18 protein-coding genes and 1 tRNA gene are annotated in these 17,336 nt (G+C 31.2%); 8 read left to right on the forward strand and 11 right to left on the reverse strand.

The window, feature by feature from the left end; all coding sequences use genetic code 11:
• Nucleotides 1-28 precede the first annotated feature (28 nt).
• From QLS31_RS12495 to QLS31_RS12520, 6 genes are read right to left on the reverse strand one after another with little or no spacing between them, the layout of a single operon-like run.
• Entirely contained in the window at nucleotides 29-235 is a 207-nt protein-coding gene (locus tag QLS31_RS12495; RefSeq protein ID WP_282744144.1) for a helix-turn-helix transcriptional regulator, read from the reverse strand.
• Nucleotides 222-464, reverse strand: coding sequence for a hypothetical protein (locus QLS31_RS12500; protein ID WP_282744145.1), 243 nt, complete (start codon nucleotides 462-464; stop codon nucleotides 222-224). The genes QLS31_RS12495 and QLS31_RS12500 overlap by 14 nt, the downstream gene beginning before the upstream one ends.
• 4 nt (nucleotides 465-468) lie before the next feature.
• Nucleotides 469-2,646 carry an AAA family ATPase gene (locus QLS31_RS12505; RefSeq protein WP_282744146.1) on the reverse strand — a complete coding sequence of 726 codons (2,178 nt, stop codon included), beginning with the start codon at nucleotides 2,644-2,646 and terminating at the stop codon, nucleotides 469-471.
• Nucleotides 2,647-2,648: 2 nt separating this feature from the next.
• Nucleotides 2,649-2,858: a hypothetical protein gene (locus QLS31_RS12510; protein ID WP_282744147.1), complete on the reverse strand. Its 210-nt coding sequence runs from the start codon at nucleotides 2,856-2,858 to the stop codon at nucleotides 2,649-2,651.
• Between the two features lies 1 nt (nucleotide 2,859).
• A complete protein-coding gene (locus tag QLS31_RS12515) occupies nucleotides 2,860-5,094 on the reverse strand; it encodes a DEAD/DEAH box helicase family protein (RefSeq protein ID WP_282744148.1) in 2,235 nt (744 codons plus the stop codon).
• An 11-nt stretch (nucleotides 5,095-5,105) separates the two neighbouring features.
• Nucleotides 5,106-5,318 carry a helix-turn-helix transcriptional regulator gene (locus tag QLS31_RS12520; protein WP_282744149.1) on the reverse strand — a complete coding sequence of 71 codons (213 nt, stop codon included), beginning with the start codon at nucleotides 5,316-5,318 and terminating at the stop codon, nucleotides 5,106-5,108.
• A gap of 144 nt (nucleotides 5,319-5,462) precedes the next feature.
• On the opposite strand from QLS31_RS12520, the gene QLS31_RS12525 reads away from it, so the two are divergent.
• Complete coding sequence (locus QLS31_RS12525; RefSeq protein WP_282744150.1) at nucleotides 5,463-5,888, forward strand: hypothetical protein; 426 nt, start codon at nucleotides 5,463-5,465, stop codon at nucleotides 5,886-5,888.
• Nucleotides 5,889-5,936: 48 nt separating this feature from the next.
• On the opposite strand, the gene QLS31_RS12530 is transcribed toward QLS31_RS12525, so the two are convergent.
• From QLS31_RS12530 to QLS31_RS12545, 4 genes are all read right to left on the reverse strand, one after another.
• Complete coding sequence (locus QLS31_RS12530; protein ID WP_282744151.1) at nucleotides 5,937-6,485, reverse strand: hypothetical protein; 549 nt, start codon at nucleotides 6,483-6,485, stop codon at nucleotides 5,937-5,939.
• The gene (locus QLS31_RS12535; protein ID WP_282744152.1) at nucleotides 6,478-7,224 is read right to left on the reverse strand and encodes an ImmA/IrrE family metallo-endopeptidase; all 747 of its coding nucleotides are present in this window, start codon (nucleotides 7,222-7,224) and stop codon (nucleotides 6,478-6,480) included. The genes QLS31_RS12530 and QLS31_RS12535 overlap by 8 nt, the downstream gene beginning before the upstream one ends.
• Complete coding sequence (locus QLS31_RS12540) at nucleotides 7,217-7,564, reverse strand: helix-turn-helix transcriptional regulator (RefSeq protein ID WP_282744153.1); 348 nt, start codon at nucleotides 7,562-7,564, stop codon at nucleotides 7,217-7,219. Before QLS31_RS12540 ends, QLS31_RS12535 begins: the two co-directional genes overlap by 8 nt.
• 1,710 nt (nucleotides 7,565-9,274) lie before the next feature.
• On the reverse strand, nucleotides 9,275-10,078 hold the full coding sequence (locus QLS31_RS12545) for a hypothetical protein (protein WP_282744155.1): 804 nt from the start codon (nucleotides 10,076-10,078) through the stop codon (nucleotides 9,275-9,277).
• 106 nt (nucleotides 10,079-10,184) lie between these two features.
• On the opposite strand from QLS31_RS12545, the gene QLS31_RS12550 reads away from it, so the two are divergent.
• A complete protein-coding gene (locus QLS31_RS12550) occupies nucleotides 10,185-10,658 on the forward strand; it encodes a thermonuclease family protein (RefSeq protein ID WP_282744156.1) in 474 nt (157 codons plus the stop codon).
• A gap of 104 nt (nucleotides 10,659-10,762) precedes the next feature.
• On the opposite strand, the gene QLS31_RS12555 is transcribed toward QLS31_RS12550, so the two are convergent.
• Nucleotides 10,763-10,835, reverse strand: a tRNA-Phe gene (locus QLS31_RS12555).
• Between the two features lie 98 nt (nucleotides 10,836-10,933).
• Between QLS31_RS12555 and QLS31_RS12560 the strand changes: the two genes are divergently transcribed.
• From QLS31_RS12560 to QLS31_RS12585, 6 genes are all read left to right on the forward strand, one after another.
• A complete protein-coding gene (locus QLS31_RS12560) occupies nucleotides 10,934-11,668 on the forward strand; it encodes a type III pantothenate kinase (RefSeq protein WP_282744157.1) in 735 nt (244 codons plus the stop codon).
• Nucleotides 11,661-12,911 carry a hypothetical protein gene (locus tag QLS31_RS12565; RefSeq protein ID WP_282744158.1) on the forward strand — a complete coding sequence of 417 codons (1,251 nt, stop codon included), beginning with the start codon at nucleotides 11,661-11,663 and terminating at the stop codon, nucleotides 12,909-12,911. The genes QLS31_RS12560 and QLS31_RS12565 overlap by 8 nt, the downstream gene beginning before the upstream one ends.
• A gap of 47 nt (nucleotides 12,912-12,958) precedes the next feature.
• Nucleotides 12,959-13,513, forward strand: a complete 555-nt coding sequence (lptC, locus tag QLS31_RS12570; protein WP_282744159.1) for an LPS export ABC transporter periplasmic protein LptC — start codon at nucleotides 12,959-12,961, stop codon at nucleotides 13,511-13,513.
• 12 nt (nucleotides 13,514-13,525) lie between these two features.
• Nucleotides 13,526-13,720, forward strand: a complete 195-nt coding sequence (locus tag QLS31_RS12575; protein ID WP_282744160.1) for a hypothetical protein — start codon at nucleotides 13,526-13,528, stop codon at nucleotides 13,718-13,720.
• A gap of 3 nt (nucleotides 13,721-13,723) precedes the next feature.
• Entirely contained in the window at nucleotides 13,724-14,983 is a 1,260-nt protein-coding gene (locus QLS31_RS12580; RefSeq protein WP_282744161.1) for a hemolysin family protein, read from the forward strand.
• A 108-nt stretch (nucleotides 14,984-15,091) separates the two neighbouring features.
• Nucleotides 15,092-17,188 (forward strand): peptidylprolyl isomerase, encoded by a 2,097-nt coding sequence (locus QLS31_RS12585; RefSeq protein ID WP_282744162.1) that lies wholly within the window; start codon nucleotides 15,092-15,094, stop codon nucleotides 17,186-17,188.
• Nucleotides 17,189-17,336 lie beyond the last annotated feature (148 nt).

Consider the following 17,336-nt stretch of genomic DNA (forward strand, 5'->3'; position numbering starts at 1 on the left):
CTTACAAGATTTAGAATTTAGATATTTGTTAGTCGAAAAATTGATGTATTTTAATTTCAAATGCTTTAGCAAGTTTATTCAAAATTTCTAATGAAACGTTTCTATTTCCGTTTTCGATATTAGAAATATAAGATTTTTCAATTGAAGCTAATTTTGCTAACTTATCTTGAGAATATGATTTTTCCTTTCTCAATTCTTTGATTTTTAGACCAAATTTTATTTTAATATTTTCCATAATCCTCAAGACTAAAATTTAATTCATAATTAAAAAGCAATGGCAGCCTTAAATTATTTTTTAGCCCTAACATAAAAGCATAAATATACAATTCATATATTGGCCCAAATTGGCTGTATTCAGATGTTCTACTACCTTTATTTGCTAGAATTTCAATAATTGGAATTCTACTATTAGCATAACGAGGTCTTTTTATTAAAAGGTTCGATTTAAATTCTTGACTTGTCATTATTTTAATTTATTTTAGTTGTAATTAAATCCACTTGTTCAACTCCTTCTGTTACTTGATTTACATACATAGTTTTTACCAATGGATCTTTCAATAATTTTTTACCCAAATCATTAATTTTCATTTTATCATTTCCTTTGTATAAATCTTTAACCAAGACGATACTTTGTGGAAAAACATTTCCTGTAGCCTCAAAGAATCCTTCTGTAAATCCTTCTCCAAAAGCAGAAATAGGAGCGTCAGCTAACAAAGGGTAATTATATTTTGCTGTGTTCGCTGAAATAACAGCCATTACAACGGAAAATTTCTTCATACGTTGAAATCCTTCTGAACTACCGTGTACAACATTTCCTTTACTGTCCATATAATTAAACAAAATTGAACCGGAAGGCGATTTCTCAAACTTCAATATTCCACCGGCTAAATCATTGTATTTAATCAAGCTATGAAAGTGTTCATTAGCATACTTTTCAAGTAAACTAACCATATTATCAAAAACTCTATCTTTTGCATTTTCAGTGGCATCCGCTAAATCAGAGCAAATTTCATAATTCAACAAATAACCTTCAGGAATATTACTAGGTCGAAGAGATTGTATTTCTTTTTCAGTATTATGAATATTAGTTTTTAATCTTTTGATATTATCTTTTAATCGCTCTATCTGATTAGAAGAATCTGCGATTCGTCTAATGGCACCTTTATATCGGTTAATAATAGTTAATGAATCCTCTCCATTACTACCAGAAATAAGAATGTCTTTTCGTTGGTCTTTTAATGATTTTAGTTCTTTTTTCAGTTTGGTTAGTCTATCATTTAAAGCAGTCTCTTTTTCTCTAGTTTGAAGAATACTATCATCTATGTTTGAAATTTTATTGTAAAAAGGTTGGGCATTGATTTGTAAATCACTAAAAAAACTGTCCAAATTATTTTTTACATATTCAGTTTCATTTTTAATTTCAACTGGTCTATTTTTAAGTCTAACTATAAAATCATATTCTTCGGAACCTGCTGGTGCAGGTCGATTACAAACATAGCAATGTTCGTGGTCAATCATACTTTTTAGAGAAACACTATCAGGAGAATTTACAGGTAAGAAATGAAAATGCTTATTCGGATCATTATTGATATTCAATAATGCTTTTTTCTCATAATGAATATCTCTAAACTTTTGAATTTTACTTTGAAAATCATCTAATACTGAATCAAATCCTAATGATATCCAAGAAAAATTGCCATCAAAAAATCTATTATTGATACTGTCTAAAAAAGTATTGTATTCATTACCGACTTCAGTATATTTTCTATTTTTCTCTTTTATTTTAGTATCTAATTCATTTCTCTTTTCCGCATTAGAAAAGTTCTGTTCAAGGTCATTTTTTTCGTGTTCAGCATCATCGTATAATTTTTCAAACTCACCGAGCTTAATATTTTCGATAGCTAATTTTCCCTCTTCATCTTGTTTAAACTTGATTGCTTTATCTAATCTCTCGTTATGGTCTGAATTAGATTTAGTTTGCTTATTCAAGTCTTTTTCAGCCTTTTCTTTAAAATCTCTAGTTAAGGCTACTAATTCCTCATAGTTACTAATATCCGTTAAAGTCCTTACTGCCTCTTCAATACTTGATTTTTTGCTAAAATCAATTATACTGTCAACTTCCTCTCCTTGAAAAAAGGAATACTGTCTTAAATCAGGACGAATAAGTTGTTTTATTATGCTTGATTTTTCATCTGCATCATAAACAGGAGTATATTTCGGTAAAACGTGGTCGGTTCGATTTACTTCCACATCGTTGATTGTAATTTGCCAACTATCAAATGATGTTATACTTTCACTAATACGAGTTGCTGTAAAAGACTTTGTTATTTGATATTTAAACCTTCCATTTGAATATTCTATTTGAATTCCAGTTTCAATACTATCTCCAATAGGAGTTTCATTTTTAGCTTTATCGGATATAATTTTTACAGCAATATCTTTTATACCTTTCTTTATTTTGTCGTCCGAATCTAATATTTGGTCATAGAAAAGCCATAAAAAAGCATTGAAAAATTTAGATTTTCCTGCTCCATTATCAGCTACAATAATATTAACTCCTTCTTCAAAATCATATCGAGTTTCAAAATAATCTCCATAATAATTAAAGAAGTTCTTAAATGAAATACTATTAATAATTGATGCCATAATTATCCTATGTTATGAATGTTTTTAATCTTTTTGTAAATCTGTGAATCACTCAAATTATTGTCATTTTCGTTTATAATAACGGATAGAATTTCAACTAATTTATTATGATAAGGTCCACTAGTAGTTAGTTTTTCAACCTCTTTTATTTTATATTTTTTGCAAAGTTCTTCGTCAGCCAATATCTCTTTTAATACTTTATTTCTATCCATTTTATAGTTCGTTTATTATTGTGTCTAAATCCAAATCATATTTAAAACAAACGTGTTCTAAAGCTTGTTTTGAGTCATAAAAATTTAACGCTAAACTTGCAAAATAGCCAACTCTTCGCAATTCATTATGAACAAGATTTCGTTCCATTTTATAAAGTTCAACATTGTTGTCATTTAATCTCGGTATTACTACCATATCGTAAATTGTTGCGAAAGGTTTATCATCGTGTTTTCTTAACAATCTACCTCTTCGCTGTATAAATTGTCTTGGGTTTCCGGTACTACTCGCAAAAATTCCAACTTCTGCTCTTGGAACATCAACACCTTCATCTAGCATTTTCATTGCAAATAGCATATCAATTTTTCCTTCGGAAAAACCTCTTAACAAATCATTCAAATTTTGCTCACCGCCTATGTATGAATTCATTTTTAAATTTGGTAGAGTCTCATTTCCGGCAACTAAAAATTTGTTTAGCATTCGTTCAGATGTACCGTCATCCTCATAAATATATCCTTCAGGTATATATGTGAAAATATATTTCAGTTTATTTATTTGTTTTAATTCAAGTAAAATATTTCTAAAACACTCTATTTTATTATTTGCTTTATGAATGATATTTTTTCGTTTTAAAAGTAAAATCTCTACTATTGGGTCATTTTTAAAAACACCTTTTTCAAAATCAAAATACCTCAAAAGCTGTTTTGAAATTTCAATATACTTTTCTAATTCATCTTCGTTTAACTCGACAATTACAGGGTAATATTTATAGTTACACAGGAAATCTTTTTCCATAGCTTCTTTCATCGAAAAGCTATAAGTATATGGTTCTTTATCATTAAAAAATTGATCTATAAATTCCGTTCCTTCGGGATCATAAATTCGTTTAGGTGTTGCAGATAAACCAATTCGTTTTTTGATTAATGATTTATTCATTGCTGCTTTTATATTTTTAGCACCCATATTGTGAGCTTCATCAGCAATCAAGATAAATTCTTGTTCTACTTTTTTGAAATACTTTTGAAATTTACTCGAAGTAAAACTCGCATAAGTCGAAATTATAACAATGTTTTTTCTTAATCCGGCATTAAAATTACTGACATAATTAGAAAACTCTTTTTCCCAATTATTGCCACCGCCAATTTTAATAATGTTGAGAAAATTAAAAGACAAAACTTCTTCTTCCCACTGATTAAGCAATGCTATCGATGGTACTAAAATAATAGCAAAATAATTGTTGCTTTTTTTATACTCATTTAGCACACAGTTCAGAGAAGTCTTTGTTTTTCCAGTTCCAGTTGCCATACCAAAAACACCAGTAAAATCATTGTCAACCCAATTATTATAGGCATTAACTTGATATTCTCTAGGCTTGTAAGGTGGTGGAAATCGAGGTTCATTAACAATTTTAAAAACGGTTTTGTTAAATTTCTCTTTTAGAGTATTATTGACTTTTTTAATTTTATGTTCTTCTTCAGTATATGCTTCGCTATTTAATTCAACAAGATTCAACTCTTCATCTAAAAGTTGCTTTTCATCAAGCGAAATAGATTTTTGCATTATAATATTGATTAGTTTCTCCGGATTTAAATAAATAAAATCCTTCGATTCTTTTTTAAAGATTTTTTCATAATCTTTAATCTCATTTTTTATGTTGGCTCTTTCGGATGCTTCTCCCCAAGAACGATTGATAACAAAGCTTTCGCCATTGCAAACAATACCTTTATAAGTAAAATTACAACTGCCAACAATATTAATTACATTGTCTTCGTTGTCCCAAAACAAGGCTTCCTTATAGTGTGAAATCTCTCCGTTTTTTGTGGTCACTGGAATAATACTTATTCTCTTATTGTCAATCAAATATCTTAAACAATTATAAAAATGGTTAACCTGTTTTTTTGTGAGAACATCATTAAGTCGTTCAATATCATTAAGTATATTTTGCTGAATTGAATTATAAAAATCAGGTTCCAAAACGAATTCGTCATTAATCAATTTATAATCATTTTCAGAAACAAAATGATTTATTAAAAAATCTATCGTACCCCCATTATAGATAAATTGAGCAAAGCCATAAGATAATGTGCTTATTGAAGTTGAACTAAAATAACCCAATTTGAATTGGATTTTCTTTGATATTGGAATAACTTCTCCAAAAAACTCAAAAGGAATCATATCACTCGTTGATGACACTTTTAAAGTTACAGGAAATTTAGTTGTTTTAAAATTAGTATTCAATTGATCAAATATTACAAATCATTTAATAATTCAGATAAGCGTATCTTAAATGCTTTGGCTATTTTTTCAATTACAACCAGAGAAACGTTTCTTTTACCACTTTCAATACCCGGAATATAGGTGCGGTCTAAATCGGAAAGTTCAGCTAACTTCTCTTGAGAATATCCTTTAGATATTCTCAAATCTTTAACTTTTACACCAAATTTAGTTCTAATATCTTTCATTGCACCAAATTCGTGTTTAGTAGACAATTGTACAATAGACGATAGTCTACTTGAATTTGTATTTAATAGGATTTATAATTCATTTCAATAATTCCAAAACTAATATTTTATATCAAGTATTTGTTTAAAATTAAACCATATATTTTGATATTAATAAATAAAAGTTTCACCTCATTCATTTGCTCAAAATCTTTGTATAATCCAAGTCTATTTAATCTTACATTGCCTTTAATAAAGTATACTGCTGAAATTGTAACTGCAAAAGACATTTATTTAGTTGATAATTCAGGAACTAAAACTATAAGTCCTGTAAATATCTTTTTCAAAACTTGGACACGAGAAGGGGTTGAATTTGCAAAAGACAAAGGTAGTACTCCAGATGCTTATATAAATATTGACCTTCTTGAAAAAATAAAGCTTTGTCCTTTTACTATTGAAAAAGCTATAAATGGTTTAAATGTAACTTATAATAACCGTGGTCAAGCAGAAGTTAGCGAGGATGACATTTTAAAAGCACTGGTTGCTTCTGGGGAAACGATATTTGATATTTTAGATAAATCAAAAAAATAATTAGATAAAACCCATAACCGCATTCATCTGCACAAAATCCTTATCTATTTAATACAAATACTTTTCCGTATTAAAATGAGTAGTAAGATACTCTTCAATAGTTTTTGACATTAAATAACTTTCATTATTATGAGTTATTTTTAAAATACAAGTATTTACCACCGCATTAGTTAATAAACCTCTTTTTATGGCTATTGCAAAAATATCTAAAGTTGTCAAATAGGCAATAGAATGTTCTTTGCTAAACGGAATAATATCTTTGGTATTGCTGCTTGCAATAATATGTTTGTAATATTTGCAATAAAGTAAAGTTGCTCGTTCTCCATCACCTTTTATAGTTTTTGACAAGCTTACATATTCTCTTAATAATTCGGGATTTGAAGTTGTAGGTAATGGTATTTCAGTTATTCCAGAAAATAGAAAAATACTATCGACATTATTCCGTATTGTTCTATTGTTTCGTAGTTCATTCAATACGATGTCAAGCATTCTTAATCGTTTTGGAAATAATTCATTTAAAAGAGATACTTTTTCTGCCTTGAAAAGATGAATGAGTACATCAGCATCAATAAGTATTAAAACAGCGGTATTACTCATCTTCTTTGTCATCTTTATTAAAAGGGTCAATGGCAATAGTATTGAGTAATTCAAAATAGAACGACTCCGAAATTAGGCTCTTTTCGAAAAGTTTGTTGGCAATAGTGCCATAATTTCCGATAACTCTATCAATATTTCCTTTTTCGTATAGTCTGATGTCATATCCTAATAATCGTGCAAGTTGCTTTTTACTTAATTGATTATAGATTTCAAAATAGGTTTTATCAACCAATTCTAAATCAACCAATCTATAAATTACTGCATTTATTGAAACACTATAATAGTCTTGGATTTTAAAAATGGTTTCTTTTGAGATTTTGTTTTTTACTTTTTTCTCATTATCAGGTATTAACTCATAAACTCCAAGTTGAGGTAATAATAAATTAGCTGCAAAACAATCTGCTTTTTCCTCTTCAATATCAGTTTGCTTGTCAAATAGACCAGTCACACATCTTTGGGAAGTAAAATTTTCTTGAACAAATAAGTGATATAGTTCGTGTGCAATAGTAAAATGTTGTTTGCTTAAAATATGATTTTGATTAATCATTATAAACAAATCATTTGTACTAGCCTTGATTGCCATTCCAGCTAGATTATTTGATAATGGCTTAAATACCGTTAGTATATTTTGTTTGAGTAAAAAGCTAACTAATCTTATAGGGTCGGTTTCTCCATATCCAAAATCTTTTCTAAAGGAATTTGCTTTATTTTGAATTTCAAGTTTTTGTAATTTATTCATTTTCATTCTGAATATCTTTCATTTTCAAATAACTTTTAACTATTTTTTGAAATGATGCAATACTTTCCATATCTTCCACAATCATTCCGTCACTTCGAAATGCAAAAGCAAGGGTTGCATTTTTTTTTACAGAATTCTCTTCTATTAAATCTTCTAAATCAATACCAAATAAATCTCCTAATTTATTTAAGTAAGGCATAGAAATTTCTCGCTCATTACTTTCATATTTACTTATAATTGATCTTTCAGTTCCTAAATAACTAGCAATATGATCTTGAGTGTAACCTAATTTAGTCCTATATTCAATTATATTTTTACCTATAATTTGTCCAATAGTCATAATATTTGATTTAAGTTAATTTAATTTAGTTGTCACAAAAGTAATGCTTATTTATCAATAATAAATAAAACGTGACATCTTTCTCTATTTCAATATTTTGTTTTTAATACCAATTAACTCATTCATCTGCACAAAAACTGCCTTTAGTCCAAGTATTCTTTAACTCAAAGTGTCAAAAATAATGTTTTGAAATATTAAGGGAAATAATTATATCAAACAACATTTCCGTTACAAACAACAAGGGCAATCAAGCGGTCTCTCTTCGGTCGTTCTCTTTGTTCCGTTCGGCTGTTCCAGTCGGTCGTCGGCAGAAAAAGCCTCCTTCCTCCGTTCCACAGGCACTACACAGCACTAAAAAAAAACAGCAGCTTGAAAAACAGCAGCTATTTTTTTTGCGCTGTTTCGTTCCTCATCTTCACGCGTTCTCTACCCTACGTTCGGCAGGGCTAATGCATCCACAATACCGCTTCATTCCGTTTCGCTTCGTAAACTACGCTACACTACATTCCAGCAGTATTATGTCTGCCGCCCTTTATTTTTTCAGCGGTTGCTCTTTCGTACAGCCATCGGGGTTAGCTCCGTTCAGTAAAAACTTCACTTTGCCCTAAATCAAGGAACGCCAAAGGCTGACTTATGTTTTTTTCCCGCCGTTACACGCTGCTATCCCTTCACTACACTTCGCAAAAAGCTACGTTTCGTTCTCGGTCTAGCGTGGCTGTTCGATTGCCGCAACACCGCCAACTTCGCTCCTCACAAAAAATTCCGTAAAAACTCCATTTTTTGTTGCGGTGCTTGGGGGTGTTTGATTGCCGATTTCAAAAGAAGCATCCCAGAAAAAAGACCACACAAGAAACATCCTGCTACAAAAAAAAATAAATAAAAGAAAGTAAAGGTAAGTTCCGGTTTCAAAAAGTAAAGTTCAAGCCCTACGGGTTTTTGAAAAAATCTCCACCCTTACATTTTCAATTCAACGTTTGATTATACGATGACGATTTCATTCCATAAGAACAGTTGGGTAGTATTTTTTCAAAAAAACTTGACTTCTTTTGAAACCTCCACTGATACGACGACTTTCTTTTTTTTCTTTTTTTCTTTTAAAAATGATATGGTGCGGAGCGTAGCGACAGCATCATTTTAAATCCGAAACTATGCCGAATTTCATTGTCAAAACTCACAGAAAGGATGTTGTTTACTCAGGAGATCAAATTTACATTCTCAACAAAGGAATAGTGGAAAGCCACAGAAAAAACCATTTACAAATAGTTTTGTAATTATTTTTCAAAACGAAGAAGATGCCGAAACGGTTTATTGGTTAGCTTATAGCCTTTGGAAAGCTAAATTCTGGCATCAGTCGCTTTGCGGTTCCGTAATTCCTTTTTTACGCCTTCCCGAATTTAAGAAAAACTTTAATCCAAAGGTTTCTGAAATGATTTTGGATTTTGAGCTGCATCAAAAACAAGTAAACACATTGAGGCTATTAGAACAAAAAGAGCAACATTTTCAAAAGAACTTGACTTTAATAAATGAATTGAGAAGTGCGATTTTACATAGTTATTACAAAATGTAGAACAGTAGTTTGTTTAATCTTTATTCCGTAGTTATTTGCACTATATCTCACATATAAGTCCCCGTTATAGATAAATTAGCGCAAAATAAAAAGCCCTCTCAAGTGAAAGGGCTTAATTTGCAACTTTGCAAACTGATGGTTTTTTAGAAAGTCTCTTGGATCTTTAAAGCATTACCGGCATTAAATAGGTAATAATTAGAACCTACCATTTGATAAAACTCTATTCCAATACTACCCAAAACAGCCACATTGATTGTCATTGTTGGAGCATTAGGTAGGGCAGCGGTAACATCAATCAATGATGTACCTTCATTTACGGGAGTATAATCCGAATAAGCAATGTTGGACACTTCATTTAAAGTAGGTTCAGCAGGTTCATAAGCTCCAGTAATAGGATTATAAACAGTGTCTGAAACAACAGACAAAGCATTGATAATTCTAAAGTGTGTTGCACCTGATGGGATGTTTAAAAAATTAAGAGGATTAAACTCTGGAATGCTTAATGTACTCTCGTTTCTGTCAACCGTAGCAGTTAATGTAAATGGAGCTCTAAAAACACCATTAAAAGAAATGTTACGATTAAAATCCAAACCTTTTAAATATTGTGGTTGTTGTGAAACCAAAACAGCTCTTTGCCCTCTCGCTTCTGAACCATCTTCAATATTTATTTTCTTCATAATGGCAGTAAGTCGTCCTGTTAGTTGACTATCAGACATTTGTTTCATTAATGCTGATAAACCAACTCTTAATGATTTACCTGCATTTGCACAAGCTGCAAATTCACTCATATTTTCACGAGTACGAATAAAGCCAGGAGCGGTTTTTATTTGCTCGGCAGTTGGTCCACCTTTTAGACCTGCAAAGTAACCTTCGTTACCTTTAATTTTGAAGTGTCTTACTTCCCCTAGAGTTCCGACATATTTAATATGTCCTTTCTGTCTTGCCATTTGTTGTTTGTTTTAACAGTTATACAATTTTATTAGTAAATTTACACTCTAAACAATTGACAGGCAACAACATAAATGAGGCAATACAAGGCGATTTAAAGTAATTATGACAATAACAAAAAATGTTCTTCTGAAAACTAAAAAATTTGTTGATGGCGATGGTTTGATTGTTCAAGATTTTATTACCAAAAAGGAATTTGAAATTAGATTATATGGGATTGATGCTCCTGAGATGAATTATTGCAACAAGATTAAAAAAGATGAAAGAGAGCTTCAAATACCAGCAGCACTATTAATTAAATTAGGTTTTTTATCTTTTAATTTCTTAAAGGATCAAATTAATTTGGGTGACGTTTGCACGTTAGTACAGGAAGAAAATAATTTAGTAGATAAATACGGTAGACATTTAGGCTATTTAATTCTAAATGATGGTAGAGTTTTGAACGAAATTATGATAAAAGAAGGTTATGCGAAGCCGTATAGTGAAGTTTTTTGCGAAATGCTTCCAATGTATCAGGAATGGAATTTAAAAGCTAAAGCCAACTTAAAAGGATTGTATTCCATAGTAGACAGGTTTTAAATATTATTACAATACAAATAGATTTTACCGTACAGTAATCGTACAAAATATAAATAAAAAATCCGTAACTCCTTGTTTGTCAAGTATGTTACGGATTTTTAAAGTGGTACCTCCAGGGATCGAACCAGGGACACATGGATTTTCAGTCCATTGCTCTACCATCTGAGCTAAGGTACCTCGCTATTGCGGGTGCAAATATAGAATGATTTTTAGTTTATCCAAAACATTTTTTAAAAAAAATCAATTCGTACCTTCGCAACATCAAAAACCAAATTATGATTTTAGTTGTCGATGTTGGAAATACCAGAATTAAAGCGGCTGTCTTTGAGGATGCTACCCTTTTTGAAATTTTTGTTTTTTCTAAAATAGAACTTCAAAAAAATATTGAAAATATTTTAAAAATTTTCGAAAAAATAACTGATTTGGTCGTTTCCTCTGTAGGAGATGTCGAAAAACAGTCTTTTTTAGTCTATAATGAAGTGCTTAATGTGCATTTCCTGTCTCATGAAGATCCTTTTCCGTTCCAAAATTGCTATGCGACTCCTAAAACTTTGGGAATTGACCGGATGGTTCTTGCAGCAGGAGCAACGCTTCAGTTTCCAAATCAGAATCGGTTGGTTATTGATGCCGGAACGTGTGTTACGTACGATTTTATTGATGAAGAGAATAATTATTTGGGCGGAGCCATTGCGCCAGGATTGCGATTACGCTACGAAGCGTTGCATAATTTTACGGCCAAACTTCCTTTGTTATCATTAGAAAGTCCAAAAGATTTCATTGGAACTTCCACTTCTGAATCGATTCATTCTGGCGTGGTGAACGGTTTCGTCTATGAGATTGACGGTTTTATCGATGAATATAAAGCAAGGTATTCAAATTTTATAATAATTTTAACGGGTGGCGACACAGATTTTTTGGCTAAACGATTAAAAAATACCATATTTGCCAATTCAAATTTTCTTCTGGAAAGTTTGAATCAAACATTTCAATATAAAATCAAAAATGATTAAAAAAATTATAATAAGCGCATGTTTGCTTTTATCATTAGTGTCTTTTGCTCAAGAAGGAACATCTTCTCCATATTCTTTTTACGGAATTGGGGATGTAAGGTTCAAAGGAACGCTTGAAAACCGCTCTATGGCAGGAGTGGCTGTTGAGCAGGATAGTATACACATGAACTTACAAAATCCAGCCAGTTACGCAAATCTTAAATTAACTACGTTTACTTTAGGAGGAACTTACGGGACTACAACTTTAAAAAACAATACTGAATCAGCTAATGCGACAAGAACTACTTTGGATTATCTAGCAGTTGGTCTGCCTTTGGGTAAGTTTGGTTTTGGTTTTGGATTGATTCCATATTCTTCTGTTGGTTATAAAATTGAATCTATTTCGGACAGTGGAACAGAAAACAACAAACGTTTTAATGGTACAGGTGGTTTGAATAAAGCTTTTTTTGGTGTTGGATATAAAATTGCTCCAAATTTTAACATTGGTGCTGATGTGAATTATAATTTTGGAAAAATTGAAAGCAATAACCTTGAATTCATTACTGGAGTTCCTATTGGGACACGCGAATTGAATTCAGCAGATTTATCAGGAGTGAATTTTAATCTTGGAATGATGTATCAAACTAAGATTTACAAAAAAATATCTGTTTTCAGTAGTTTGACTTATTCATTGGAAAGTACTTTGACATCTAAAAACACTAGAAATATTTCGACAGTAATCTATAATTCAAATTTTGATTTGGCTGTTGTTGATGCTCTTGATGATGTCAAAACAGAGGCTAGTTTAACATTGCCAAGTAAAATATCGTTGAGCGCAGGAATTGGAGAGGCTAGAAAATGGCTTGTTGGTGGTAAGATAGCTTACGGTAAAACTTCAGGTCAGGCAAATGAATACAATGATGCAGCTAATGTAGGTTATGGAAAATATGGCAGCGTTAGTTTAGGAGGATATTACATTCCTAATTACAATTCGTTTTCTAATTATGCAAAAAGAATTGTTTACAGAGCGGGTCTTAAATATGAAAAAACAGGATTGGTTATAAACTCTGAATCTATAAATGATATGGGATTAACTTTTGGTTTGGGACTTCCTATAACAGGTAGTTTCTCAAATGTGAATTTTGGTTTCGAATTAGGAAAAAAAGGAACTACAAAAGCAAATCTTGTTCAGGAGAACTATGCAAACTTAAGTGTGAGTTTTTCACTTAATGACAAATGGTTTGAAAAACGAAAATTCAACTAATAACAAGAATTGGTAGTAGTGCCAAATATCTTGGTCAAGTTCAGCGTATGACTTTAGTCAAAAAACAGTATCTTAAATCAGTTGTCACAGTTTTTGCTGTGACACTGTTTTTTGGTTGCGAAAGTAATTTTAAGGAAATTCAGAAGATTAATTTTTCGGAATTTATTCCAAATAGTGACGCTGATTTGGTAAATTTGAAATACACTGATTCAGGACGAATTACGGCAATTCTGGTAAGTGCTAAAATGCTAGATTATACTAGTGTTGATTTTCCCTTTACGGAATTTCCAAAAGGAATCGATGTTACTTTATTCGATAAAAAAGCGAAGAAAACATTTATAAAGTCTAATTATGCTATTTCGTATAAAAGCACAAACATTATCGATTTACAGGGAAAAGTAAAAATTTTCACGGAAGATGGTCAGACTTTAGAAACCGAGCAATTGTATTTTGATCAAAAAAATGAATGGTTCTTTACAGAAAGAAAATTTAAATTATCAGATCCAAAAGGAACTTCAAATGGACAAGGAATCGATTTTAGTAAAGATTTCAAAGTGATTAATTCTCAAAAAATAACTGGCGAAATAGAATCCGCCGATTAATATAAATACATTATGAATTACCTAAAATATACACAATACGTTTACCTTGTTTTTGGAGCCTATTTCATTTACGATGGTGTCACTAAATTAAATGAGCCCGAAGGAACGTTTTGGTTGAGTTTCATGATTGCAGGATTGGCTATTTTTATGTTTTTCTTTAGAAGGAAATTTGCCAAAAAATTTGATGATCGAAACAAAAATTCCTAATTAATGGAGATTAGTATTATCATATTGTGTCTAATACTAAGTGCTTTTTTTTCAGGAATGGAGATAGCCTTTGTCTCTTCTAATAAAATATATCTTGAGATTGAAAAAAAACAAGATAATTTCGTTTCAAAAATACTTACTAAGCTTACTGAAAAACCAACTAACTTTATAGTAACCATGCTTATTGGCAATACTATAGCGATGGTGGTGTATGGTTTTTTTATGGGCGAACTGTTATTACGCAGGTTTGCGGCTTTAGGATATCATTTGTCGGATTGGTTCAGTTTACTGCTTCAAATTCTGGTTTCGACACTAGTGATTTTGATCACTGCCGAGTTTCTTCCTAAAGTTTTTTTTCAAATCTATGCCAACTCATTAATTAAGATTTTTGCAGTTCCGGCGTATGTTTATTATAAGTTTTTCTATTTTATTTCTACTTTTTTTATTGGAATTTCTGATTTTATTTTGAAGAAATTCTTCAAAACGGAAGGGGATAATATTCAGTTGTATTTCAGTAAAATAGAACTTGGGAATTACATTACCGAACAAATGAGTAGTGTTGAGGATAATGAAATGGTGGATTCTGAAATATTAATGTTTCAAAACGCATTAGAGTTTTCCGGTGTGAAAGCCAGAGATGTGATGAGTCCCCGAACCGAAATTATTGCAGTTGAGGTGTTTGACTCAATAGAAAATCTCAAGGAATTATTCATCGAAACGGGTTATTCTAAGATTGTGGTGTATCAAAATTCACTGGACGATATTATTGGTTATGTACATTCGTTTGATTTGTTTAAAAAACCAAATAAGATCAAGGAAATTGTGATTTCGGTTGAGTTTGTTCCGGAGACAATATTCATAAAAGACGCCATGAATTTGCTTACTAAAAAGCGAAAAAGTGTCGCAGTAGTGTTAGATGAGTACGGAGGAACGTCAGGAATTATTACCATAGAAGATATTGTAGAAGAGCTTTTTGGCGAAATTGAAGACGAACACGATTCAGACGAAGAATTGATAGAAAAAGAATTAGGGGACAGAGTTTTTGTTTTTTCAACTCGTTTTGATGTAGAATACTTAAACGACACCTATAAATTGGCTATTCCTGAAAATGATTCTTACGGAACACTTGGCGGTTTTATTGTCGATTTTACAAAAGAAATCCCTCAAAAAGGCGATGCGATTTCTATAGGCAATTATCATTTTATAATTGAAGAAGCCACAAATAAGAAAATAGAATTAGTAAAAATGACCGTACAAGACTGATTTTTTTTAGGAAAATAAAATTTCTTGCAAAATAAAACGCTACTAGTATAATTATTAATTAGATAATTGTATTTTCGCAAACTGAATATAAAAATTAACAACAATAAAATGGCAGTTTTACAAAAAATTAGACAACGTTCACTTCTTCTGATACTCGTTATCGGGTTTTGTTTATTAGCTTTTATCATAGGTGATATATTCAATAGCGGTGGTTTCAGCAGTACATCAAAAGATGTAGGAAGCATTGATGGAAAAGATATTTCATTCGAAGATTTTAGAGTTAAAGTAAGTAATGTTGAAAAAAGTGGTCAAGGGATTACGTCAACTGAAGCAGCAAACAGAGTTTGGGAACAAGAAGTTTCTATAGCCTTATTAACTTCTGAATTTGATAAATTGGGACTTAGAGTTGGTGAAAAACACTTATTGGAAGTTTTGAAAGCGGATCAAAATATTGGGGGAAATCCATTGTTTTTAAATGCTGCCGGTGTTTTTGATGTTGTAAAATTCAAAGAATACTTCAAAGCAAATCCTGCACAAGCTCAATTCTTGAAAGATAGAGAGAAGGATGCTGATTTGAATGCTAAATACCAAATGTATAATACTTTGATTAAAGCAGCGGTTTACACAACTGAAAGCGAAGGAAAGTTAAAATATGAAATGGAAGCAAACAAAGTAAACTTTGCTTACGTTGCAGGTTTATATTCTACAATTAAAGACAGTGAAGTAAAAATTACTGATGCTGAGATTGTTGAATTCATGAAGAAAAATGAAAAAAAATACAAAGCTGACGAGTCTCGTGAAGTAGAATATGTTTTGATCGAAGACAAAGCTTCTGCTGCTGATGAAACTGAAGTTAAAACAAAAATAAATGCGTTGTTAACTGGAAGTGTGGTTTACAACCAAGCTACAGGTAAAAACGATACATTGCCAGGGTTTAGAACTACTACAAACACTGTAGAATTTGTAAATTCAAATTCAGATGTTCCTTATGATTCTACTTATATCGCTAAGAAAGATTTGCCGGCTGTAGATGCTGATAAATTATTTAACCTAGCTCCAGGTGCAGTTTATGGACCTTACATGTTTGGAAAATACTACTGTATCTCAAAATCTATGGGAATGAAATCAGGAGTTAATGCTAAAGCAAGTCATATTTTAATTAGTTACGAAGGAACACAAACTCCTAATCAAAAAGAAAAAAGAACAAAAGAACAAGCAAAAGCAAAAGCAGAAAGTATTTTGGCACAAGTAAATGCTAATCCAGATAGTTTCATGATGTTGGCTTTCACAAATTCGGATGATTCATCAGCACAACAAGGTGGTGATTTAGGTTATTTTGGTCAAAACCAAATGGTAAAACCTTTTAATGATTTTGTTTTTAATAGTGCTATCGGTAAAGTTGGTTTAGTAGAAACTGATTTTGGTTTTCATATTATTAAAATTACGGACAAACAAGACGGAATTCGTTTGGCGACTGTAGCGCAAAAAATTGAAGCTTCAGAAGCAACTTCTGATAAAATATTTACTCAGGCAACTAAATTAGAAATGGATGCTGCTGATAAAGATTTTAATAAAGTAGCAAAAGACATGGCACTTAAAGTTGCTCCGGCTGTTTCTGTAAAAGGAATGGATGAGAACTTTGGAACATTAGGAAATCAAAGAACAATTGTAAGATGGGCTTTTGAAGATGGAGTTAAAGTAGGAGCTGTAAAAAGATTTGAAGTAGCTAATGTAGGTCACGTTATTGCAAAACTGAAAAGTATTGACGATTCTGGTTTAGTAGCCGTTTCAGTAGTTAGACCTTATGTGGAGCCAATTCTTAAAAACAAGAAAAAAGCAGAACTTATCAAAGCAAAAATGTCAGGTTCTTCTCTTGAAGCAATTGCAAAAGCAGTAGGAGGAACAGTACAACAAGCGACTGCTCTTACTATGGAAAACACTATGTTACCTGGTGTGGGTCAAGAGCCAAAAGTAGTTGGGAATGCATTTGCATTAGCAGTAAACAAATTATCTGCTCCAATCGAAGGAAATACAGGAGTTTATGTGGTAAAAAATATGAGCACAGTAAAAGCACCGGTTTTGAAAAGCCATGCTGCTTATGTGACTAAATTAAAAGCACAAAGCGCTTCAGATGCAAATAGAGTAATTCCTGCATTGAAAGCTAATGCTAAAATTGAAGACAACAGAATAGATTTCAATTATTAATTTCATAAGAAGTAATTAATCAAAATAAAAAGAGGCTGTCCGAAAAGGTAATTTTCGGACAGTTTTTTTGTTTTTAATCTTGATTATTAGTATTTTTAAGTACTAAAAACAAAGATTATGCAACCCGTTTTCAAGCAACATTCGGTAC

Source organism: Flavobacterium sp. XS2P24 (genome assembly GCF_030010285.1).
Lineage (GTDB): Bacteria > Bacteroidota > Bacteroidia > Flavobacteriales > Flavobacteriaceae > Flavobacterium > Flavobacterium algoritolerans.